23 protein-coding genes are annotated in these 21,527 nt (G+C 67.5%); 10 read left to right on the top strand and 13 right to left on the bottom strand.

What is annotated here, in order from left to right; all coding sequences use genetic code 11:
* Positions 1 to 102 precede the first annotated feature (102 nt).
* Positions 103 to 612, bottom strand: a complete 510-nt coding sequence (locus AC1Q7H_RS00645) for a nucleoside deaminase (protein ID WP_211980022.1) — start codon at positions 610 to 612, stop codon at positions 103 to 105.
* A 29-nt stretch (positions 613 to 641) separates the two neighbouring features.
* A complete protein-coding gene (locus AC1Q7H_RS00640; protein ID WP_492380827.1) occupies positions 642 to 1,997 on the bottom strand; it encodes a nucleobase:cation symporter-2 family protein in 1,356 nt (451 codons plus the stop codon).
* Positions 1,998 to 2,176: 179 nt separating this feature from the next.
* Here AC1Q7H_RS00640 and AC1Q7H_RS00635 point away from each other — a divergent pair, with 179 nt between their 5' ends.
* From AC1Q7H_RS00635 to AC1Q7H_RS00620, 4 genes are all read left to right on the top strand, one after another.
* Entirely contained in the window at positions 2,177 to 3,094 is a 918-nt protein-coding gene (locus tag AC1Q7H_RS00635) for a LysR family transcriptional regulator (protein WP_492380826.1), read from the top strand.
* An 85-nt stretch (positions 3,095 to 3,179) separates the two neighbouring features.
* The gene (locus tag AC1Q7H_RS00630; protein WP_013957521.1) at positions 3,180 to 3,533 is read left to right on the top strand and encodes a DUF1428 domain-containing protein; all 354 of its coding nucleotides are present in this window, start codon (positions 3,180 to 3,182) and stop codon (positions 3,531 to 3,533) included.
* Between the two features lie 604 nt (positions 3,534 to 4,137).
* A complete protein-coding gene (locus AC1Q7H_RS00625; protein WP_013957520.1) occupies positions 4,138 to 5,766 on the top strand; it encodes an acyl CoA:acetate/3-ketoacid CoA transferase in 1,629 nt (542 codons plus the stop codon).
* A gap of 83 nt (positions 5,767 to 5,849) precedes the next feature.
* Complete coding sequence (locus AC1Q7H_RS00620; protein ID WP_256449251.1) at positions 5,850 to 5,981, top strand: hypothetical protein; 132 nt, start codon at positions 5,850 to 5,852, stop codon at positions 5,979 to 5,981.
* A gap of 36 nt (positions 5,982 to 6,017) precedes the next feature.
* Here AC1Q7H_RS00620 and AC1Q7H_RS00615 read toward each other — a convergent pair whose 3' ends face one another.
* Positions 6,018 to 6,164, bottom strand: a complete 147-nt coding sequence (locus AC1Q7H_RS00615) for a hypothetical protein (RefSeq protein WP_013957519.1) — start codon at positions 6,162 to 6,164, stop codon at positions 6,018 to 6,020.
* Between the two features lie 318 nt (positions 6,165 to 6,482).
* Here AC1Q7H_RS00615 and AC1Q7H_RS00610 point away from each other — a divergent pair, with 318 nt between their 5' ends.
* Complete coding sequence (locus AC1Q7H_RS00610; protein WP_176844223.1) at positions 6,483 to 7,985, top strand: DEAD/DEAH box helicase; 1,503 nt, start codon at positions 6,483 to 6,485, stop codon at positions 7,983 to 7,985.
* 61 nt (positions 7,986 to 8,046) lie between these two features.
* Here the strand turns inward: AC1Q7H_RS00610 and gluQRS are convergent, their stop codons facing one another.
* Positions 8,047 to 8,973: a tRNA glutamyl-Q(34) synthetase GluQRS gene (gene gluQRS, locus AC1Q7H_RS00605; protein WP_211980018.1), complete on the bottom strand. Its 927-nt coding sequence runs from the start codon at positions 8,971 to 8,973 to the stop codon at positions 8,047 to 8,049.
* A gap of 11 nt (positions 8,974 to 8,984) precedes the next feature.
* Entirely contained in the window at positions 8,985 to 9,905 is a 921-nt protein-coding gene (locus AC1Q7H_RS00600) for a LysR family transcriptional regulator (protein WP_018311622.1), read from the bottom strand.
* Between the two features lie 153 nt (positions 9,906 to 10,058).
* On the opposite strand from AC1Q7H_RS00600, the gene AC1Q7H_RS00595 reads away from it, so the two are divergent.
* The gene (locus AC1Q7H_RS00595) at positions 10,059 to 10,757 is read left to right on the top strand and encodes a pirin family protein (protein WP_211980017.1); all 699 of its coding nucleotides are present in this window, start codon (positions 10,059 to 10,061) and stop codon (positions 10,755 to 10,757) included.
* Positions 10,758 to 10,936: 179 nt separating this feature from the next.
* Entirely contained in the window at positions 10,937 to 11,932 is a 996-nt protein-coding gene (locus tag AC1Q7H_RS00590) for a CobD/CbiB family protein (RefSeq protein ID WP_013957514.1), read from the top strand.
* A gap of 30 nt (positions 11,933 to 11,962) precedes the next feature.
* Here AC1Q7H_RS00590 and AC1Q7H_RS00585 read toward each other — a convergent pair whose 3' ends face one another.
* The 3 genes from AC1Q7H_RS00585 to AC1Q7H_RS00575 are packed head-to-tail and all read right to left on the bottom strand — an operon-like array spanning position 11,963 to position 14,517.
* On the bottom strand, positions 11,963 to 12,268 hold the full coding sequence (locus AC1Q7H_RS00585; RefSeq protein WP_010813618.1) for a putative signal transducing protein: 306 nt from the start codon (positions 12,266 to 12,268) through the stop codon (positions 11,963 to 11,965).
* Between the two features lie 33 nt (positions 12,269 to 12,301).
* On the bottom strand, positions 12,302 to 13,273 hold the full coding sequence (gene rsgA, locus AC1Q7H_RS00580) for a ribosome small subunit-dependent GTPase A (RefSeq protein ID WP_013957513.1): 972 nt from the start codon (positions 13,271 to 13,273) through the stop codon (positions 12,302 to 12,304).
* The gene (locus tag AC1Q7H_RS00575; RefSeq protein ID WP_492380825.1) at positions 13,270 to 14,517 is read right to left on the bottom strand and encodes a M48 family metallopeptidase; all 1,248 of its coding nucleotides are present in this window, start codon (positions 14,515 to 14,517) and stop codon (positions 13,270 to 13,272) included. Before AC1Q7H_RS00575 ends, rsgA begins: the two co-directional genes overlap by 4 nt.
* A gap of 225 nt (positions 14,518 to 14,742) precedes the next feature.
* Here AC1Q7H_RS00575 and orn point away from each other — a divergent pair, with 225 nt between their 5' ends.
* Together orn and AC1Q7H_RS00565 are read left to right on the top strand one after the other, a co-directional pair.
* Positions 14,743 to 15,366 (top strand): oligoribonuclease, encoded by a 624-nt coding sequence (gene orn / locus AC1Q7H_RS00570; protein ID WP_492380824.1) that lies wholly within the window; start codon positions 14,743 to 14,745, stop codon positions 15,364 to 15,366.
* 122 nt (positions 15,367 to 15,488) lie between these two features.
* The gene (locus AC1Q7H_RS00565; RefSeq protein WP_013957510.1) at positions 15,489 to 16,370 is read left to right on the top strand and encodes an AEC family transporter; all 882 of its coding nucleotides are present in this window, start codon (positions 15,489 to 15,491) and stop codon (positions 16,368 to 16,370) included.
* A gap of 62 nt (positions 16,371 to 16,432) precedes the next feature.
* On the opposite strand, the gene mog is transcribed toward AC1Q7H_RS00565, so the two are convergent.
* The gene (gene mog, locus AC1Q7H_RS00560) at positions 16,433 to 17,071 is read right to left on the bottom strand and encodes a molybdopterin adenylyltransferase (protein WP_211980014.1); all 639 of its coding nucleotides are present in this window, start codon (positions 17,069 to 17,071) and stop codon (positions 16,433 to 16,435) included.
* Positions 17,068 to 17,688 (bottom strand): ribosome biogenesis factor YjgA, encoded by a 621-nt coding sequence (gene yjgA / locus AC1Q7H_RS00555; RefSeq protein ID WP_013957508.1) that lies wholly within the window; start codon positions 17,686 to 17,688, stop codon positions 17,068 to 17,070. The genes mog and yjgA overlap by 4 nt, the downstream gene beginning before the upstream one ends.
* Positions 17,689 to 17,737: 49 nt before the next feature.
* Here yjgA and pmbA point away from each other — a divergent pair, with 49 nt between their 5' ends.
* Positions 17,738 to 19,105 (top strand): metalloprotease PmbA, encoded by a 1,368-nt coding sequence (gene pmbA / locus AC1Q7H_RS00550; RefSeq protein ID WP_013957507.1) that lies wholly within the window; start codon positions 17,738 to 17,740, stop codon positions 19,103 to 19,105.
* Between the two features lie 66 nt (positions 19,106 to 19,171).
* On the opposite strand, the gene AC1Q7H_RS00545 is transcribed toward pmbA, so the two are convergent.
* From AC1Q7H_RS00545 to AC1Q7H_RS00535, 3 genes are all read right to left on the bottom strand, one after another.
* Entirely contained in the window at positions 19,172 to 19,672 is a 501-nt protein-coding gene (locus AC1Q7H_RS00545; RefSeq protein WP_035815758.1) for a dihydrofolate reductase, read from the bottom strand.
* Positions 19,669 to 20,463: a thymidylate synthase gene (locus tag AC1Q7H_RS00540; protein ID WP_211980013.1), complete on the bottom strand. Its 795-nt coding sequence runs from the start codon at positions 20,461 to 20,463 to the stop codon at positions 19,669 to 19,671. Before AC1Q7H_RS00540 ends, AC1Q7H_RS00545 begins: the two co-directional genes overlap by 4 nt.
* A gap of 143 nt (positions 20,464 to 20,606) precedes the next feature.
* Positions 20,607 to 21,308 (bottom strand): TerC family protein, encoded by a 702-nt coding sequence (locus AC1Q7H_RS00535; RefSeq protein WP_013957504.1) that lies wholly within the window; start codon positions 21,306 to 21,308, stop codon positions 20,607 to 20,609.
* Positions 21,309 to 21,527 lie beyond the last annotated feature (219 nt).

Genomic DNA, 21,527 nt, shown 5'->3' with positions numbered 1-21,527 from the left:
CCGGAGCAGGCGAGTGTAGGAAGGCGGGGTGACGTGTCGATGACAAAATGTCCAACGCCGGTCCGTGCCGTCCGCCGGGTTGGCGGACGGCGGGCAGGATGGCTACTTCCAGAAGCCTGCGTGCGGTGCCGCGGCTTCGTCCTCCAGCACCGGCCCGACCACCTCCACCTGGCGCTGCCCGCGCGCGAACACTTCGCGGCAGGGCAGCGAGAAGGTCGGGTTCTCCGGATGGTCGCCGGTCAGGCCCAGCAGCTTGTGCTCTGACAGCGCATAGACCACGCGCCCGATGCCGGTCCAGTAGATCGCGCCGGCGCACATGCAGCACGGCTCCGCGCTGGTGTAGAGGGTGCAGTTGGCCAGTTGTTCCGGCGGCAGCGCACGGGCGGCCTGCGCGGCGGCGACCAGTTCCGCGTGCTGGGTCGGGTCGCCTTCCGGCGGCATCGAATTGTTGCCGGCGCTGGCGATGATATTGCCGGCCTGGTCGGCCACCAGCGCGGCGAACGGATGGCGGCCGCGCGCCCTGGATGCATCGGACAGCGCGATCGACTGGCGCAGCATCTCCAGGTCGAGCGGCGACAGTTCGGCGCCGGACGGGTCTGTGATTCGGGTCATGCTTGGGGTCTCCGGTTGGGGAAAAGAAATCAGGAAAGGGTCGACTCTTCGGCTTGCGCTGGCAGCAGCGGCGCTTCCGTGCCGGCCTGCGCGTCGCTGCCGTTGAGCAGCACGTTGAGCAGGATGGCGGTGATGCCGCCGAGGAAGATGCCTCTTTCCAGCACCAGCTTGAGCGTGCCGCCGTGCTCGAACAGGGCGGGGAAGGACATCGGCAGCACGCCCACGCTGACGGACACCGCAACGATGATGGCGTTGCGGGTGCCGTCGAATTTCACGCGCGACAGTTCCTGGATGCCGGCCACCGTGGTCATGCCGAACATCACGATGGCGCAGCCGCCCAGCACCGGCCGCGGCACCGAGGCGATCAGCGCGCCGAGCTTGGGGAACAGGCCCATCAGCACCATGATCGCGCCGGCAGCAGCGACCACGTAGCGACTCTTGACGCTGGACAGCGCGATCAGGCCGGTGTTCTGCATGAAGGCGTTGTAGGGAAAGCTGTTGAAGATGCCGCCCAGCATGGTCGACAAGCCGTCGGCGCGGAAGGGATTGCCCAGCGTTTCCTGGCTGGAGGGCTTGCCGACGATCTGGCCGATGGCCAGGCAGTTGCCGGTGGTCTCGGCCATGATCACTAGCATCGCCAGGATCATCACCAGCGTTGGCGCCACGCCGAACTGCGGCATGCCGAAGGCGAAGGGCGGGCTCACCTCGAACCACGCCGCGTTGCCGACATGGGCAAAGTCGGTCAGCCCGAACGCCATGGCGACGGCCGTGCCGGCCACCAGCCCCAGCAGCACCGCGAGGTTGCCGACAAAGCCGCGAAAGCGCGCGTAGATGAACAGCGTGATGGCGATGGTGGCCGCGCCCAGCAGCAGGTTCGGCATGCTGCCGAAATCCGCCGCGCCCGGGTTGCCGCCGCCGAGCCAGATGGCCGCGGCCGGCATCAGCGAGATGCCGATGATGGTGATCAGGCTGCCGATCACCACCGGCGGGAAGAAGCGCAGCATGCGGCTGAACACCGGCGCCAGCGCAATCGTGGCAGCGCCGGCGGCGATCACCGCGCCGAACACCGTGGTCAGCCCGTATTGCTTGCCGATCATGATCATCGGTGCCAGCGCGATAAACGAGCAGCCCTGGATCATCGGCAGCCGCGCGCCGAACTTCCAGCAGCCCAGGCACTGGATCATGGTGGCGATGCCCGAGGTCAGCAGGTTGGCGTTGATCAGCGTCACCACCTGCGCCGCGGACAGCCCGAGCGCGCTGCCTAGGATCAGCGGCACCGCGACCGCGCCGGCGTACATCACCAGCACGTGCTGCAGGCCAAAGCTCGCCAGTTGGCGCAGCGGCAGGATTTCATCGACCGGGTGTACCGGCGTCGGGGTCTTCATGGGCTTGTCTCCTTTTTCGATGGAAGCCGCTTCCGCCTCTGGCAGGGCGGATCGGGCAGCGCCGGCCGGGTTTGCGTGGGTTAGTGATTCCTCGGCCGTTGCGGCATCATCTCCGCAATTTCATCGGTACAACAAATCAATACCTATCGATTCAGTCGATGGGTAGTGGGAGGGTGACCATGCGCTTTTCGCTGGACCAGTTGCAGGTATTCGCCCTGGTGGTTGAGACAGGCTCCTTTTCCGCCGCCGCGCGGCGCCTGGGCAAGACCCAGTCCACGATCAGCGCGGCGGTGGCCAACCTGGAGATCGACCTGGGCGTGCCGCTGTTCGACCGCAGCAGCCGCAATCCGGCGCTGACCGAGGCCGGCCGCAAGCTGCTGACCGAGGCCGAAGCGGTGCTGGAGCGCTGCCTGTCACTGCAGGCCCATGCCGCCAGCCTGGCCGATGCCAACCCGCCCGGGCTGACGCTGGCGATCGAGATCCCGTACCACGCGGTGATGCCGGTGCTGGCCGAATTCGAGCGGGAGTTTCCGTATGTCGACCTGACCATCCGAAACCCGGTCTACGGCGATGTCAGCGAACTGGTGCTGCAGGGCGAGGCCGAGCTCGGCATTGCTTTCGCGCAGCCGCACTACGCGCCGGAACTGGCCTTCGTGCAGTTGGGCAAGCTGATCATGGTGCACGTGGTGCACCCGGGACACCCGCTGGCCGGGCGCGAGCAGGTCTCGTTTGCCGACCTGCATGCCTATCGGCGCCTGGCCTTCAGCGCGCATGCCGACAAGCTGCCCACCAGCGAATACCTTCGCGCGGCGCGGGTGTGGCGCGCCGAAAGCTACCTGGCGCTGGTCGAGATGGTGAAAAGCGGGCTGGGCTGGGCGACGCTGCCGCGGCAACTGGTGCGAGAGGCGCTGGAGCGCGGCGAACTGGTGGAACTGGACCTGGTGGCCTATCCGTACACGGACTGGCTGGTCGGCGTCGACCTGATCTGGGCGAAGTCGGGCCGGCCGCAGGGCCGGGCCGAGCAGTGGCTGCGGCAGCGCTTCCGGGAAAACATGGTGTTCGAGGTCGACCGGCGTGGGCAGCGGACCACCCGCTGAGGGCGTGGCGATGGACTATGGTAGTCAGACGCAATCGCGCGTTTGATCCGATTCGCCCGATTCAATCTGACCAGGAGTGAAGCCCATGTCCTATATCGACGGATTCGTACTGGCCGTTCCCCAGGCCACTCGCGAGACCTATCGCCAGGTGGCGCAGAAGGCAGCCGCGGTGTTCAAGGAGCACGGCGCGCTGAAGGTGGTGGAATGCTGGGGTGACGATGTGCCGGAAGGCAAGGTCACGTCCTTTACCATGGCGGTGCAGCGCAAGGAGGATGAAGCGGTGGTGTTCGCGTGGATCCTGTGGCCGTCACGGGAGAAGCGCGACACCGGCATGAAGGCGGCGATGGCAGACCCGCGCCTGAAGGAAGGCATGGATCCGATGCCGTTCGACGGCCAGCGGATGATCTTTGGCGGCTTCGAGGTGATTGTCGACGAGTGAGCGGGCAGGGCGCCGGCGTGGCAGCGCCGGCGCGCAGGCAAGCCAGATCAGATCAGGTGGAAGACCATGCCCAGGGCAATCGCGCCGCCCAGGGTTTCCACTGCTGCGAGGGCGAGAAGGTTCTTCAGTACGAAAGCGTCTTCTTTCTTCGTCACCATGGTCTGTCTCCCGGTCATTGGACTTGTTCTGAGGCACCATCGGCTGCGGCGATCCGGCGTTTGCGGTGCCAAGCCGTCGATGTGAGTCCAGTAGACCGCATTCGCCCGCTGGCCGGAAGCTGGCGAAAACCCGCTCGGCGAAAACCCGGATTCCTTCAGGAATGTGACAGGGCCATGATTGACAGGCTTTGCAGGGCGCGTTTGCGGCCTGCCGGCAACGCGGCATGGCAATGGCCCACATTTGGGGGATGCCCGCCGTAGCGCGATGCGCCAAGATCAAGGCGCGGGTGATCGAGCAGATTGCCCCGCTACCATTTGAGCCCCGCTGCCTCCCCGGCACGCGGGGCTTTTCTACATGGGGGCCGACGGCGGCTTCGTAAAAACGAAATGCACCGAAAAACGTCTCGCCACCGAAGCGGGACGGCATAACGAAACCGGAGACAGCGATGAAGGTGATCACCGCACGCGAAGCGGCGGCACTCGTGCAGGACGGCTGGACCGTGGCCAGCGCGGGCTTTGTCGGCGCCGGCCATGCCGAGGCCGTGACCGAGGCGCTGGAACAGCGCTTCCTGCAGAGCGGGCTGCCGCGCGACCTGACGCTGGTGTATTCGGCGGGGCAGGGCGACCGCGGCGCGCGCGGCGTGAACCACTTCGGCAATGCCGGCATGACCGCCAGCATCGTCGGCGGCCACTGGCGCTCGGCCACGCGGCTGGCCACGCTGGCCATGGCGGAGCAGTGCGAGGGCTACAACCTGCCGCAGGGCGTGCTGACGCACCTGTACCGCGCCATCGCCGGCGGCAAGCCCGGCGTGATGACCAAGATCGGCCTGCACACCTTCGTCGACCCGCGCACCGCGCAGGATGCGCGCTACCACGGCGGCGCCGTCAACGAGCGCGCGCGCCAGGCCATTGCCGGGGGCAAGGCATGCTGGGTCGATGCGGTCGACTTCCGCGGCGAAGAATACCTGTTCTACCCGAGCTTCCCGATCCACTGCGCGCTGATCCGCTGCACCGCTGCCGACACCCGCGGCAACCTCAGCACGCATCGCGAAGCCTTCCACCATGAGCTGCTCGCGATGGCGCAGGCGGCCCATAACTCGGGCGGCATCGTGATCGCGCAGGTGGAAAGCCTGGTCGACCACCATGAGATCCTGCAGGCCATCCACGTGCCCGGCATCCTGGTCGATTACGTGGTGGTCTGCGACAACCCCGCCAACCATCAGATGACGTTTGCCGAGTCCTACAACCCGGCCTACGTGACGCCGTGGCAGGGCGAGGCAGCAGTGGTCGAAGCGGAAGCGACGCCGGTGGCTGCCGGCCCGCTCGACGCGCGCACCATCGTGCAGCGCCGTGCGGTGATGGAGCTGGCGCGCCGTGCGCCGCGCGTGGTCAACCTGGGCGTGGGCATGCCGGCAGCGGTCGGCATGCTGGCGCACCAGGCCGGGCTGGACGGCTTCACGCTGACCGTCGAGGCCGGCCCCATCGGCGGCACGCCCGCGGATGGCCTCAGTTTCGGTGCCTCGGCCTACCCGGAGGCGGTGGTGGACCAGCCCGCGCAGTTCGATTTCTACGAGGGCGGCGGCATCGACCTGGCCATCCTCGGCCTGGCCGAGCTGGATGGCCACGGCAACGTCAACGTCAGCAAGTTCGGCGAAGGCGAGGGCGCATCGATTGCCGGCGTCGGCGGCTTTATCAACATCACGCAGAGCGCGCGCGCGGTGGTGTTCATGGGCACGCTTACGGCGGGCGGGCTGGAAGTCCGCGCCGGCGAAGGCCGCCTGCAGATCGTGCGCGAAGGCCGCGTGAAGAAGATCGTGCCGGAGGTGTCGCACCTGAGCTTCAACGGGCCCTATGTGGCGTCGCTCGGCATCCCGGTGCTGTACATCACCGAGCGCGCGGTGTTCGAGATGCGCGCTGGCGCAGGCGGAGAAGCCCGCCTCACGCTGGTCGAGATCGCCCCGGGCGTGGACCTGCAGCGCGATGTGCTGGACCAGTGCGCAACGCCCGTGGCCGTGGCGCCGGACCTGCGCGAAATGGATGCGCGCCTGTTCCAGGCCGGGCCCCTGCACCTGTAATCCTGTCATTTGCGGCCGGCACGCCCAGGGAGGTGGTGGCCACGCTGTCGGCCGAGCTGAAGTAGGCGCTGGCCGATCCGGCCGTGCAGCAGAAAATACTGGGCGCCGGCACGGTGGCCGCTTATATGCCGCCCGAGCAGCTGGCCGCGCGAATGAAGGCCGACTACAGCAAGTGGGGCAAGGTGATCCAGGACAACGGCATCCGCGGCGACTGAGTGATTCGGATGCCGCTTCGGTGGCCCCGCTGAAGTTCAGGCGGGCTGCTGCCCTTGGGGCTGGCTGGCCGGCAGGGCCGGCAATTGCAGTGCCGGCTGGCAGGCGGCCGCGGCCAGGCCAAGGAACTGGCTGGAGGTGCGCAGGAACTGCTGGCAGGTCTGGCGGAAAAGCTCGAAGTCCATGTAGGTCTCGGTGAGATGGGGGTGCGCGGTCCGGCCGTGGCCACCGCGCCGCCGGCATCTTGCGTGGCGGATATGACAGTTTCTTGAAATCCCGCCAGCCTGCGCCGCCTACTGTCGCGCCAGGCGCACGGCGCTGCCAGAATGCCCACTGTGCTGGCAGAGGTGCTAAAATCTAAGTCTTTGATTCTCTTGGCCAAATGCTGCAGCCAGCATGGCCGTGCCGGAACCCTCCCGGCGCCAGGCGAGAGTCAGGGCGAGATGAGTTCCAGACGCGTATCCGTTTGTGCCGGGTTCGCCTCCCGCCAGACACCGATACCCATGACCACTACGAACGCACCAGAAGCCACTACCGCGGGGCAGACCGCCGTGCAGACATTCGACAGCTTCGGCCTGGACGCGCGCATCCTGCGCGCCTTGTCCGAGCAGGGCTACACCACGCCCACCCCGATCCAGGCACAGGCCATCCCGGTCGTGCTGATAGGCAAGGACATGATGGGCGCCGCGCAGACCGGCACCGGCAAGACCGCGGGCTTCGCGCTGCCGATCATCCAGCGCCTGCTGCCGCTGGCCAATGCTAGCGCCTCGCCGGCACGCCACCCGGTGCGCGCGCTGATGCTGACGCCCACACGCGAGCTTGCCGACCAGGTCTACGACAACGTCGCGCGCTACGCCAAGCACACCGACCTGCGCAGTACCGTGGTGTTTGGCGGCGTGGACATGAACCCGCAGACCGATGCGCTGCGCCGCGGCGTGGAAATCCTCGTTGCCACGCCCGGCCGCCTGCTGGACCACGTGCAGCAGAAGTCGGTCAACCTGTCGCAGGTGCAGATGCTGGTGCTGGACGAAGCCGACCGCATGCTCGACATGGGCTTCCTGCCGGACCTGCAGCGCATCATCAACCTGCTGCCGGCGCATCGCCAGACGCTGCTGTTCTCGGCCACGTTCTCGCCGGAAATCAAGCGGCTGGCCTCCAGCTACCTGAAGCACCCGGTCACCATTGAAGTGGCGCGCAGCAACTCGACCAACGAGAACGTGCGCCAGATGGTGTACCTGGTCGAAGACGGCCACAAGCAGGCAGCGGTCGTGCACCTGCTCAAGCAGCGCGCCGAGCAGGGGCTGTCGCGCCAGTGCATCGTCTTCGTCAACAGCAAGATCGGCTGCTCGCGCTTGGCGCGCCACCTGGAGCGCGAGGGCATCAACGCCGCCGCCATCCACGGCGACAAGACCCAGACCGAGCGCATGCAGACGCTGGAAGGCTTCAAGAGCGGCACCATCGACGCGCTGGTCGCCACCGACGTGGCCGCGCGCGGGCTCGATATCCCCGACATGCCGTGCGTGGTCAATTTCGACGTGCCGTACAGCGCCGAAGACTATGTGCACCGCATCGGCCGTACCGGCCGTGCCGGCGCCAGCGGCGATGCGCTGTCGATCTACGTGCCGGGCAATGACGAGCGCTTGCTGTCAGATATCGAGAAGCTGATCAAGCGCAGCATCCCGCGCGGCAAGCTGGAAGGCTTCGACCCGACCGGCGAGCGCGCCCGCCAGGGCGACACCGAGCGCCGCCGCGAGCGTAGTGACGTGCGCCGCGCGCGCGGCAACGGCGAGGGCGAAGAGCGTCCGCGCCGCCACGAGCACAGCGCCAACCGCCAGGTGTTCCGTGCCTCGGATGATCCGTTCTTCTCGCGCCCGTACGAGCCCAGCGCCGCCAGTGTCGCCCAGGCCAAGGCGGCCGATGAAGTGGCCGCTGCGCTGAGCCGCGGCCGCCAGGCGCCCAAGCGGCCGGTGGCTGCCCTGCTGGGTGGCGTGCCGCGCAAGTCCTGATCTGATCCTGCCGTAGCTGAAAATGGCCCGCTTGCGCGGGCCATTTGCTTTTTGAGGGACGCTAGCCGCGCAGGGGCTGCGGCAGCCTGGCCAGCAGTTGGCGCCACCCGTCGGTGGCACGCGCAAGCCAGTCGTTCACACTCTCCGCGTGGTTCGACAACCCCAGGTGGGTGCCGGCTTCGCGCAGCGCGTCCAGCGGTGCGGTGGTGTCGATTGCCTGCGCACCGCTTTGCTTGCTCAGCTTCTCGCCGGTCTGGTTGGCCACCACCGGCACGTGCAGGTAGGCCGGCGTGGGCAGGCCCAGCAGGTGCTGCAGGTGGATCTGGCGCGGCGTGGAGTCGAGCAGGTCGGCGCCGCGCACGATATGCGTGATGCCCTGCAGGCCGTCATCCACCACTACCGCCAGTTGATACGCCCACAGCCCGTCCGCGCGGCGCAGCACGAAGTCGCCCAGTTCGGTTTCCAGGTCCTGGCACTGGCGGCCCTGCCAGCGGTCGTCGAAGCACAGGGTGGCGGCTGGGCCGTCCGGCACGCGCACGCGCCAGGCGCGCGGCAGCTTGCCGTTCAGGCCGTGGCGGCAAGTGCCGGGATAGCCCAGGGTCTGGTGCCGCTCGCGCACGTGCACCAGCGAATCGGCGATCTCCTTGCGCGAACAGCCGCAGGGGTAGAGTTGCCCGGCGGCGTCTAGGCGGCGCAGCGCATCGGCATAGAACGGTTCACGCCGGCTCTGCCATACCGGCGGCTCGTCCGACGTCATGCCCAGGCGTTCCAGTGTGAGCAGGATGTCGTCGTCCGCGCCGCGCACGCAGCGCGGCATGTCGATGTCCTCGATGCGCACCAGCCACTGGCCGCCGTGCGCCCGCGCATCCAGCCAGCTGGCCAGCGCGGTGACCAGCGAGCCCATATGCAGTGGCCCGGTGGGCGAGGGGGCGAAGCGGCCGCGATAGCCGGCTGCCCCGGCAACCGTCGGTACTGCCGTCACTACCATGAGGCCTGCCCTCAGCCGGCGAAGTCGGGTTGCTGCAGCAGCGCCTGCGCCAGGCGCGGGTCTTCCAGCTTGCTGGCCCACCACTGCAGCGCCTTGCCGCGGTTGCTGGTGCGCCAGGCTACCTTGAAGTTGCCGGGCGCGCGCACCTCGACGGTCTCGCGCGCCTGCAGCACGCCGCTTTCGATATGGGGTTGCGCCATCGGCGCCGGCAGCCAGCCGCAGCCCAGCCCGCGGATCTGCGCTTCCAGCTTGTCGCGCATGGTGGGCACCACCAGTACGTCCTGGCCGGCCAGGACGCCGTGGGTGCGTGCTGGCAGGTTGCGCGAGGTGTCGCCCACCGCGACGATGCGGTGCCTGGCGATCTGGATGGTGGTGAGCGGGCCTTCCTCGGTGGCTAGCGGATGGTGCGCCGCCACCGCAAACACGAACGGCATCGAGCCCAGCGGCCGGATCTGGAAGCCCTGCGTGCTGGGCGCATCGTAGGCGCCGCCGATCACCAGGTCGGCGCGGTTGCTGACCAGCGCATCCCAGGCGCCGCCCAGCACTTCCTTGGAAAAGCGCAGCCGGGTGGCGGTGTTCTCGGCATAGAAGTCGTGGATCACCGGCAGCAGCGCGCGGAAGTTGATCAGGTCGTCGACCACGATGGTGAGGGTGGCCTCCCAGCCGGTGGCCAGGCGCTTGACGCGCCGTGCCAGGTCATCGGCGGCATGGAGCAGGTGGCGGCCCTCATCGAGCAGGGCGCGGCCGGCCGGCGTCAGCTCGGCACGGTGGCGGCGTCGGTCAAACAGCAGCACGTCCAGGTCTTCTTCCAGCTTGCGCACCACGTAGGTCAGCGCGGAAGGGACCTTGCCCATCTCGTGGGCGGCGGCTGCAAAGCTGCCCTTGCGTTCAATGGCGTCCAGGACTTCGAGGGATTCTAGTGAGAGGGCCATGTTCAGAAATTCTGAATGACTGCTTCTAAGACGATCCCCGTAAATATACGCCTCAAGCCCTAAACTTCCTAGCATCAAAAGCGAAAACGTATGCCGCGACACGGTTATCAAGCCAGTGCTCGCGGGCAAACAGGCTCAAGGAGGGCCATCAAAATGATTGAAATCAGAAAGTCTGCAGAGCGTGGTTACGCCGATCATGGCTGGCTGAAGTCTTTTCATTCATTCTCGTTCGCCGACTACTATGACCCGAAGTATGTGCAGTTCGGGCCACTGCGCGTGATCAACGAGGACCGCGTCGCGCCGGGTATGGGCTTTGGCACCCACGGCCACCGCGACATGGAAATCATCAGCTACGTGCTGGAGGGTGAACTGGCCCACAAGGACAGCATGGGCAACGGCAGCGTGATCCGCCCTGGCGATGTGCAGCGCATGAGCGCCGGCACCGGCGTGCGTCATTCGGAGTACAACCACGCCGCGAATGACACCACCCACTTCCTGCAGATCTGGATCATGCCGGCTGAGACCGGTATCGACCCCGGCTACGAGGAAAAGCATTTCGACGCAGCCGACAAACGCGGCAGGCTGCGCCTGGTGGCCAGCGCCGACGGCGCCGAGGGCTCGGTGGTGGTGCACCAGGACGTGCGCCTGTACGCCGGCCTGTTCGATGGCGACGAGGCGGCCACGCTGGCGCTGGCGCCGGGCCGCCGCGCCTATGTCCACGTGGCGCGCGGGCGGGTGACGGTCAACGGCAAGGCGCTTGAAGCCGGCGACGCAGCGAAGCTGGAAGCCGTGGGCGAGGTCGCGCTGTCTGGCGGCGATGGCGCCGAAGTACTGGTGTTCGACCTGCCCTGAGCATCGTTCATTGCCGCATGCAAGAGCCCGCCTTCCGGCGGGCTTTTGTTTTTTGCACCGCGCGCCGGGCCCCGGCAGGTAGCGCTGTGCTATCTTCTCGCTATGCATTGCGCCTGTGCCGGCACATCGCCGGCAAGCCCGGAAGGGCCAGGCGTGCCCTTGGAACACCCCGTACCAAGATGACCTTTGTTTCCATTCTCCTGGCGCTGATCGCTGAACAATTCCGCGCCCTGGGCCGCAACAACCCGATCCACGAGATCGTGCGCGCACTCGGCGACCGTGCGGAACACGCCTTCGACACCGGCCGGCCGCGCGACGCCGCGCTGGCCTGGCTGACCGTGGTCGTGCCGCTGACCCTGGCGGTGATCGTGGTGCACTACCTGCTGGCCTCGATCAGCGTGGCGCTGACGCTCGCCTGGAATGTGCTGGTGCTGTACATGACGTTGGGCTTTCGCCAGTTCAGCCACTTCTTCACCGACATCCACGAGGCCCTGAACCGCGACGACGTCCATACCGCGCGCACGCTGCTGCACGAGTGGACCGGCCTGGACACCGTCGAGATGCCGGTTTCCGAGATCGTGCGGCACACGCTGGAAGCGGCAATCGTCGCCGTGCACCGGCATGTGTTCGGCGTGTTCTTCTGGTTCCTGGTGCCGGTCGGCCCCGGCGGGGTGGTGCTGTACCGCACCGCCGAATACCTGAGCCGCCACTGGAACCAGCCCTCGGCCGAGCGCAGCCCCGCGCTGGGCCGCTTTGCGGCGCGCGCCTTTTATTTGCTGGACTGGGTGCCGTCGCGGCTGACGGCGATCGGCTTTGCCATCGTCGGCAACTTCGAGGATGCGGTCTACGCCTGGCGCAACCATGCGCGCAAGTGGAACGATGCCGTCAACGGCATCCTGCTTGCCAGCGGGGGCGGGGCGCTGGGCGTGCGCCTGGGCACGCCGCTGGCCGAGGACGATTCCACCGTGGTGCTGCGCACCAGCGTGGCCGGCCCGGCCGTGGACTACGCGCCCGGCATGGAAGAGGACAACGGCGGCCCGGAACCGGTGCCGCCCGAATTCGGCACCGAGCCCGGCGTGCGCACGCTGCAGTCGGCCGTGGGCCTGGTATGGCGCGCGGTGGTGCTGTGGATGCTGCTGCTCGCGATGCTGTCGCTGGCGCTCTGGGTCGGCTGAGGGGCGTTTAAAAAACGGTGGGCCGGCGCGCTAGTCGCGGGCCGCGCCGCAGCGCCAGCAGGCGCCGAACTGGGCCTCGTGCCATTCCAGGCAGTGGCGGCATTGCCAGCTGGGCCCCGGCGCCGGGTTGGCGGCGGCATTGAGCACGGCCCACGCCTGCGCTTCCATCTCGTCATCGACCAGCCACACCTGTGGCGCACTCTCCCGGAACGGGATCTCGCCGGTCGCGCCGGCCAGCCAGGTATTGCGCAATTCCGCCCGGATGCCGGCCGCCCGCAGGACGTTCCGGCAATGGGCCGCATGGACGAGGGAAGTGGCGGACAGCAGCAGTTTCATGGCAGCGCACCGGGTAACCCAGGTGCGCTTACCTTACCACGGCTTCTGCTGGTTGGATTCGTGCAGCAACTGCATGTAGAGCTGGTGGCGGCGCTCGGAGATCGCTCCCGATGCGACCGCGGCCAGCACGCCGCAGCCGGGCTCGTTGACATGGTGGCAGTTGTAGAAGCGGCACTCGGTCAGCAGCGGCCGGAACTCCGGGAAGGCGCGTTCGAGCATGCCCTCGCTCAGGTGGTACAGGCCGAATTCCTGGAAGCCCGGCGAATCGATCAGCGCACCCTGGCGGCCGTCCACGGTGCCCCATTCGGCCGGCAGGTGATAGAGCCGCGTGAAGGTGGTGGTGTGCTTGCCGGAGTCAAGTTTGGCCGAGATCTCGCGGGTCTGCGCATCCACGCCCGGAATCAGCAGGTTCAGCAGCGACGACTTGCCCATGCCCGATTGCCCGATCAGGATGCTGGCCAGCCCCGCCAGGCGCGGCTTGAGCGCGGCCAGCGCCTGCGCCGGGTCGGCGCGCACCGACAGCTCCAGCGTGTCGTAGCCCAGCCCGCGGTACAGCGCCAGGCGCCCACGCGCTTCTTCCAGCCGGTCGGGCAGGTCGGTCTTGTTGAGCACGATCAGCGGCCGGATCTCCATCGCCTCGGCCGACACCAGCGCGCGGCCGAGCAGGTCTTCGGAGAAGCCCGGCTCGGTTGCCAGCACGATCACGACCTGGTCGATATTGGCGGCCAGCAGCTTGGACTTGAACTGGTCGGAGCGGTGCAGCAGGTTCTTGCGCGGCGAGGCCGCGGTGATCACGCACTGGTCGGCGGCGGCGCGTTCCACGCTGACATGGTCGCCCACCGCGCAGTCGCTCTTCTTGCCGCGCGGGAAGGCATGCATGCGCGTGCCGTCCCCCAGCTCGACCACATAATGGCGGCCATGGGCGGCGATGATCAGCGCGGATTCGGTGGTCTTGCCGGCATGGCTGCCGCCGCCGGCGTTGCGGTGACGCGTGGCGCGGCTCATGCGTGCGCCAGCAGACGGTCGATCCGCTGCGCGGCGGGCGGATGCGAGTAGTAGAAGGCGCTGTAGAGAGGATCGGGCGTCAGCGTCGAGGCGTTGTCCTTGTACAGCTTCACCAGCGCCGACACCAGGTTGCCGGCATCGGTCTGGTCGGCGGCAAAGGCGTCGGCCTCGAACTCATGGCGGCGCGACGAAAGGCTCGACAGCGGCCCCAGCAGGAAGGTGAACACCGGCAGCGCCAGGAAGAACAGCACCAGCGCCAGCGCGTTGTTGGACACGCCCAGGTTGGGCACCACGCCCAGCTCGGTGTAGAACCAGCTGCGCGTGGCCAGCCAGCCCAGCAGCGCCAGGAACACCAGGCTCAGCGCAAAGGTGACGACGATGCGCTTGGCCACGTGGCGGCGCTTGAAGTGGCCCAGCTCATGTGCCAGCACCGCCTCGATCTCGTCGCCCGACAGGCGCTCCAGCAGCGTATCGAAGAAGACAATGCGCTTGGCCGCGCCGAAGCCGGTGAAATACGCATTGCCGTGGGCGCTGCGCTTGCTGCCGTCCATCACGAACAGGCCCTTGCTGGCAAAGCCGCAGCGCTTCATCAGGGCCTCGATGCGCTGGCGCAGCGATTCATCGGTGAGCGGCTCGAACTTGTTGAACAGCGGCGCGATAAAGGTCGGGAACACCACCAGCAGGAACAGGTTGAAGGCCATCCACACCAGCCAGGTCCAGACCCACCACAGCGAGCCGGCGCGCTCCATCAGCCACAGCACCGCCAGCAGCAGCGGCAGGCCCAGGGCGCACGCCACCACCAGCATCTTGGCCACGTCGGCCAGCCACAGGCCGAACGTCATCTTGTTGAAGCCGAAGCGCTCCTCGATGCCGAACTGGCCGTACAGCGAGAACGGCAGGTCGACCAGCCCGCCGATCAGCGCCACGCTGGCCACCAGCGCCACGCCGTAGGCATAGCCCGGGCCGAAAGTGTCCAGCCAGGACTGGTTGAGCCACTGCAGCCCGCCGAGCATGGTGAAGCCGATCAGCACCGCGGCCCCGGCCAGCACCTCGAGCATTGACAGCCGGGTGCGGGCGATGGTGTAGTCCGCGGCCTTCTGGTGCGAGGCCAGGGTGATGGTGTCGGCAAAGCGCGGCGGCACCGCATTGCGGTGCTGCGCCACATGCCGGATCTGGCGGGCGGCCAGCCAGAGCCTGGTCAGCACCATCAGCACCAGGGCGGCGAGAAAGACAATCGTGAACATCGGCAAGAGCCTTGTTGTGGGTGCGGGCGCCCGGCATTTTGTGCGGCGGGCGTCCGTTGGACCCCCGGGCCCGGGGTGGGGCGGGCGGCGGTCCGGGATATCCGGAAAACGCCCCGGCGCAGGTGCGCAAACGGCCATTCCGGACGGATATGCGAGAATTATAAATTGTTCGCGCCCGGCCCCGCCGCGGCCGCTTCCCTGAAATCCCTATCTTCCGCAGTCCCGATGACAAGCCAAGCCACCAAATCCGTCAAAAGTGAAAATAACCTGATCTGGCTGGACATGGAAATGACCGGCCTGCAGCCGGATACCGATCGCATCATCGAAATAGCGATCGTCGTTACCGACTCCGAACTCAATATCCTGGCCGAAGGCCCAGTGCTGGTGATCCACCAGAGCGATGCCGTGCTCGACGGCATGGACAACTGGAACAAGGGCACCCACGGCCGCTCGGGCCTGATCGACAAGGTCAAGGCATCGACCCTGACCGAAGAGCAGGCCGAGGCCGAACTGCTGGCCTTCCTCAAGCGCTGGGTGCCGGCCAACAAGTCGCCGATGTGCGGCAACTCGATCTGCCAGGACCGCCGCTTCATGGCGCGCTACATGCCCAAGCTGGAGGCGTTCTTCCACTACCGCAACCTGGACGTGTCCACGCTGAAGGAGCTGTGCAAGCGCTGGGAGCCGGCCATCCACAAAGGCTTTATCAAGCGCCAGCTGCATACGGCGCTGGCCGACATCCTGGAATCGGTCGAAGAACTGCGCTACTACCGCACGCACTTTATCCGTCACACCGCGCCGGGCGCTGCACCGGCAGCCGACGCGCCGGCCGCCGACACGCCCGCGCAATAACCGGGGCCAGCGGCTCCCAGAACAACAACCCACCACTAGCGACGGGACGCCCGCACCGGGCGGCCACGTTGCCGCCGCCGGGCGCCGCGCGCTGCCCCGGGGCGCGTCCCGCCCGCCTGCCCATGCTTGAGCGCATCGTCTCCATCATCACGCCGGTCATTCTGATCATCCTGGTCGGGTGGCTGTACGGGCGCAAGGCCCATCCGGACATGGCCGGCATCAACCGCGCCACGCTGGACGTGATCGCGCCGCTGCTGGTGGTATCGGCCTTCGTCAGCAAGGATTTCGTGCTGGCCGACCAACTGGTGCTGCTGGGCTGCGCGGTGGCGGTGGTGCTGGGCTCGGGCGTGCTGGCGTGGGCGCTGGCGCGGCTGCTGAAGGCCGATCCGCGCACCTTTGTGCCGCCGATGATGTTCAACAACTGCGGCAACATGGGCCTGCCGCTGTCGGTATTTGCCTTCGGCCCGGCGGGGCTGGCGCCGGCGGTGGCGCTGTTCGCGGCATCGAACCTGATGCACTTCACCATCGGTATGAAGATCGTCAACCGCCATGCGTCGATGGCGCAGATCGCGCGCAACCCCATGGTGCTGGCCACCGTGGCGGGCGTGGCGCTGGCGCTGGCGCGGCCATGGTTCACGCTGCCGGACCCGGTCTACCAGTCGGTCAAGCTGCTGGGCGACGCCACCGTGCCGCTGATGCTGTTCGCGCTGGGCGTGCGGATGAAGGACGTCAGCCTGCGCAACTGGGGCATGGGCCTGGTCGGCGCCGTGGCCTGCCCGCTGACGGGCATCGCGGTGGCGCTGCTGCTGGCGCAGTGGGTGCCGTTGACCGAATTGCAGCGTGGCCTGCTCTTTGTGTTTGCCGCGCTGCCGCCGGCGGTGCTGAACTTCCTGGTGGCGGACCATTTCCGGCAGGAGCCGGACCAGGTGGCGTCGATCGTGCTGCTGGGCAATATCGCCGCGGTGGTGTTCGTGCCGGTGGGGTTGTACCTGGGCTTGCGCTGAGGCGCGGGGAGGGGGGAAGCCCGCAGGCGGGCGCCTGCGGGCGATTGGTGAGATTGGTGAGATTACGCCGCGGGCTTGGCCCGCACGGCGTTCTTCGGGCGCCAGGCCTTGACCACGGCTTCGTCGGTTTCCATATAGGGGCCGCCGATCAGGTCGATGCAATACGGCACCGCAGCAAAGATCCCTTGCACCACGGCCTTGCCATCGGCATCGCGCAGGCCTTCCAGGGTCTCGCGGATGGCGCGCGGCTGGCCGGGCAGGTTGACGATCAGCGCGGCGCGGCTGGCGGTCTCGCGGATCACCGCCACCTGGCGCGACAGGATCGCGGTCGGCACGAAATGCAGGCTGACCTGGCGCATCTGCTCGCCAAAGCCGGGCATTTCCTTGGTACCCACGGCCAGCGTGGCCTCGGGCGTCACGTCGCGGCGCGCCGGGCCGGTGCCGCCGGTGGTCAGCACCAGGTCGCAGCCGGCCACGTCGACCAGGTCGATCAGGGTGCGCGAGATCTGCGCCTGCTCGTCCGGGATCAGCCGCTCCACCGCCTGCCAGGGCGTGGTCAGCGTGCGCCCGAACCACTCGCGCAGCGCCGGGATGCCTTCGTCCTGGTAGGTACCGGCCGAGGCGCGGTCCGAGATCGAAACGAAGCCGACAACGAGTTCGTCGGGATGGTTGCGGACTACCGGCTGCGTGGTCTGGGTCATGCCTCGGGCTCCGGGGTAGGGGGTTGGTCCTCGGCGGCGCCGGCCTTGCCGTCCTTCACGTCCAGCGCCGTCTTGATCGCCTGGAACAGCTCGCGGAAATAGCGCGGCGGCTTGCTTTGCTCCTTTTCCTTGCGCGCGTTGCGGATGGTGTTGCGCAGCGCCTGCACGTCGATGCCGGGATGCTCGGCGAGGAAGCGCGTCAGCGCCGCGTCGTCGGCCAGCAGCAGCTCGCGCCAGCGCTCGATCAGGTGCATGCGGGCGGTTTCGGCCTTGCTTGTGCCCTTGAAGCCCTCCAGCGCTTGCCGGATCACCTCGACCTCTTCGTCCTCGAGGCCGCGCATGATCTTGCCCACGAACTGCATCTGGCGGCGCTTGCCTTCGTGGCTGTTGATGCGGCGGGCCTGGTGGATGGCGTCGGCCAGCGCTTCGGGCATGGGCACGCGCGCCAGGCGGTCCTTGGCCAGCGCTTCCAGCTCGGCGCCAAGGTCCTGCAGGGCGGTCATGTCGCGCTTGCGCTGCGACTTGCTTTTCGGTTCGTCGTCTTCCGGTTCGGGCGCAAAGCCTCCGGGAAAGCGCGAGCCATTCGGATTACGGGAATTTCGCGTCATGCCCGGCATTTTATCTTGCTATGATTGCCGCTTGGACTTTTGATGACACCCGCCCAGCATGGACCAGATCGCAGAACAGACCGCGCACTTCACCTACACCCAGGCCCAGCTCAGCGAGATGGCCGCCGATGTGCTGCGCGTTGCACGCGAACTTGGGGCGACCGACGCCGCCACCGAGATCTCCGAAGGCAGCGGCCTGTCGGTATCGGTACGCAAGGGGCAGGTGGAAACCATCGAGCAGAACCGCGACAAGGTGGTCGGGGTCACGGTCATGATCGGCAAGCGCCGCGGCAATGCCAGCACCTCGGACTTCTCGCCGGCCGCGCTGCGCGCCACCGCCGAGGCCGCCTACAACATCGCCCGCTTCACGGCCGAGGACGATTGCGCCGGCCTGGCCGAGGAAGAACTGCTGGAACGCGCGCCACAGGACCTGGAACTGTTCCACCCGTGGGCGCTGGACGCCGAGCGTGCCATCGACATCGCGACCCGCGCCGAGGCCGCCGCCTTCGCGGTGTCGCCGCGCATCCGCAACAGCGACGGCGCCAGCGTGTCGGCGCAGCATTCGCAGTTCGTGCTGGCGACCACGCGCGGCTTCTCGGGCGGCTATCCGTATTCGCGCCATTTCATCTCGTGCGCGCCGATCGCCGGCAGCGGCAGTGGCATGCAGCGCGATGACTGGTACTCGTCCAAGCGTTCGCCGCTGGCGCTGGCCGCGCCCGAGGATATCGGCCGCTACGCCGCCGAGCGCGCGCTGGCGCGGCTGCAGGCGCGCCAGTTGTCCACGCGCCGCTGCCCGGTGCTGTTCGAGGCGCCGCTGGCCGCGGGGCTGCTGGGTGCCTTCGTGCAGGCGGTGTCGGGCGGCGCGCTGTACCGCAAATCCACGTTCCTGTGCGATTCGCTGGGCCAGGCCGTGTTTGCGCCGCATATCCAGATCCACGAGCAGCCGCATACCCCCGGCGCCATGGGCAGCGCCCCGTTCGACGAGGAAGGCGTGCGCACCCGTGCCCGCGACGTGGTGCGCGACGGCGTGGTGCAGGGCTATTTCCTGTCGACCTATTCCGCGCGCAAGCTCGGCATGCAGACCACCGGCAACGCCGGCGGCTCGCACAACCTGACGCTGACCAGCTCGCTGACCGAGCCCGGCGACGACTTCCCGGCGATGCTGCGCAAGCTCGGCACCGGCCTGCTGGTGACCGAACTGATGGGGCAGGGCGTCAACTACGTGACCGGCGACTATTCGCGCGGCGCCTCGGGCTACTGGGTCGAGAACGGCGTGATCCAGTACCCGGTGGAGGAGATCACCATCGCCGGCAATATGGCCGAGATGTTCCAGCAGATCGTCGCCATCGGCGCGGATGCGCTGGTGCGCGGCACCAAGGAAACCGGCTCGATCCTGCTTGAGCAGATGACGATTGCCGGCACGTGAGCGGCGCGTGCCGCCCAAAGAAAAGGCAGGCCGGCCGGCCTGCTTTTTTATTGCCCGCGCAACGCCTTACGACTCGTCCGACGGCGGCCGCTCATACGTGACGAAGGCATAGTCGAAGCCATTCGCCTCCGAATGATGCGTTTCGCGCGCGGTTTCAATCCATTGGGTGCGGTCAATCGCCGGGAAGAAGGCGTCGCCTTCCACGTCCGCGTCGATCTCGGTCACCACCAGCCGGTCCGCGCACGGCATGGCCTCGGCGTAGAGCTGCGCGCCGCCGATCAGGAAGATCTGCTCCGCGCCGACGCACAGGCGCTGGGCGTCTTCCAGCGAGGCCGCCACCTCGGCACCCTCGATGCGCAGGTCCGGGTTGCGGCTGACCACGATATTGCGGCGCCCCGGCAGCGGGCGGCCGATCGAGTCCCAGGTCTTGCGGCCCATGATCACGGGCGCGCCCATGGTGGTGCGCTTGAAGTGCGCCAGGTCTTCCGGCAAGCGCCACGGCAGCGTGTTGTCGCGGCCGATGGTGTTGTTGCGGGCGCGGGCGACGACCAGTGTCAGCAGCGTCATACGGCCACCGGTGCCTTGATGGCGGCGTGCGACTGGTAGCCGGCCAGTTCAAAGTCTTCGTAGCGGTAGTCGAAGATGCTGTCGGGCTTGCGCAGGATCTTCAGCTGCGGCAGCGCCAGCGGCTCGCGCGCCAGCTGGGTCTGCACCTGCTCAAAATGGTTGTTGTACAGATGGCAGTCGCCGCCGGTCCAGACGAAGTCGCCCACTTCCAGCCCGGTCTGCTGCGCCATCATGTGGGTCAGCAGCGCATAGCTGGCGATATTGAACGGCACGCCCAGGAAGATATCGGCGCTGCGCTGGTAGAGCTGGCACGACAGCCGGCCATCGGCCACGTAGAACTGGAAGAACGCGTGGCAGGGCGGCAGCTTCATGCGCGGGATGTCGGCCACGTTCCAGGCCGATACGATCAGGCGGCGCGAATCCGGGTTGGCGCGGATCTGCGCCAACAGGTCGGAGATCTGGTCGATATGGCGGCCGTCCGGGGCCGGCCACGAGCGCCACTGCGAGCCGTAGACCGGACCCAGTTCGCCGTTCTCGTCGGCCCACTCGTCCCAGATGGTGACGCCGTGCTCCTGCAGCCAGCGCACGTTGGTCGAGCCCTGCAGGAACCACAGCAGCTCCAGGATGATGGACTTCAGGTGCAGCTTCTTGGTGGTCACCACCGGGAAGCCTGCGCGCAGGTCGAAGCGCATCTGGTAGCCGAACACCGAGCGCGTGCCGGTGCCGGTGCGGTCGGCCTTGTCGGTGCCATGCTCGTACACATGGCGCATGAAGTCGAGGTACTGTTTCATCGGCGCGGGGCGGGATCGGAAGTGACGCGGGCGCTGGTCCCGCAAAGCTGGCATTTTAAAGCAAAAGGGCCATCCCTCAGGATGGCCCTTCACCGGCATGGCAGGAGCGGGCGCCCCGGCCATGCCTGGCACGGCTTGCCGCCTTAGTGGCTGCTGGCCGGTTGCTGCACGCGGCGCTTCTGCACCAGGTAGCCGGCGCCCAGCACGCCGCCGACGATCAGCACGTACAGGCCCCAGTTGACCACCGGGTTGGCTTCGAAGAACGCCTTGATCATCGGCTCGTGCACGATCATCTTGACCGCGGTGAACGCCAGCACGCCCGCGCCCAGGTAGATGATGACCGGGAAGCGGCTCATCAGCTTGAGCACCAGGCTCGAGCCCCATACCACGATGGGGATGCTGATCAGCAGGCCCAGCACCACCAGCAGGAAGCTGCCGTGCGCGGCACCGGCCACGGCCAGCACGTTGTCCACGCCCATCACCGCGTCGGCGATGATGATGGTCTTCATTGCGCCCCACAGGGTCGAGGCGCCCGAGCCGTGCCCTTCGCCGTCGCCTTCATCGGACAGCAGCTTGTAGGCAATCCACACCAGCGCCAGGCCGCCAACCAGCATCAGCCCCGGAATCTTCAGCAGCCAGACCACGCCGATCGTCATGGCCGAGCGCACCACCACGGCACCGACGGTACCCCAGATGATGGCCTTTTTCTGCAGGTGGGGGGGCAGGTTGCGCGCCGCCAGGGCGATCACGATGGCATTGTCGCCAGCCAGCACCAGGTCAATGACGACGATGGACAGCAGTGCCGTCAGGAACTGCATCGTGAACAGATCGGTAAACCACTCCATGAACTCTCCTCAGGGTACGAATCCGCGCGGGGCGCGTATTGGGTTCGCCTGGATTCCTGGAGCACGGGAGGGTTGGGGCCGCCTTTGCAAACCATGAAAACCAGGTTGCAAAGGTCTTGCTCGACCATAGGCGCGGTATGCGCACCGTTGGTCAGCACAACCGGGGACACAGGTCCCGGAATGACGATTGTGCTAAGGGCATGGGCCCCGGAGCTACTC

The organism is Cupriavidus sp. GW823-FHT06D04, assembly GCF_058795055.1.
This window is presented reverse-complemented; position numbering and strand designations above follow the sequence as displayed.